This is a genomic window from Gluconobacter sp. Gdi, assembly GCF_014132155.1.
Taxonomy (GTDB): Bacteria; Pseudomonadota; Alphaproteobacteria; order Acetobacterales; family Acetobacteraceae; genus Gluconobacter.
Window position 1 is genome coordinate 1 of the sequence record NZ_BLJQ01000087.1, and the last position, 284, is coordinate 284.

Consider the following 284-nt stretch of genomic DNA (forward strand, 5'->3'; position numbering starts at 1 on the left):
GCAAGATCGGTTGCCTCAGACGCCAGACCGGACAGATCAGAGCTGCCTAGTGTTGGAATGGCGGCAAAGGTCGCCGTCGTTGACCTGCTGTCATCGGTGGACAGACCAGACGTGGCAGAAAGATGATCTGCTGCATCATTGGCTGCCTGCGCCATGTCGGCATAATCTGCACGGGTTGCCCGAAGATGCTGCGACAGCGTCGCCAGCTGCTCGCTTTCGGCTTCCGCATAAGATCCGAGCTTGTACATGGCAACGCCGGTTGCGACCACGCCAGCTACAATTCC

1 protein-coding gene is annotated in these 284 nt (G+C 58.8%); it reads right to left on the minus strand.

Annotated features, from left to right (window positions below; genetic code table 11):
- Positions 1–284: hypothetical protein (locus JN414_RS16600; RefSeq protein ID WP_202208895.1), on the minus strand; the 284-nt coding region annotated here is incomplete at both ends.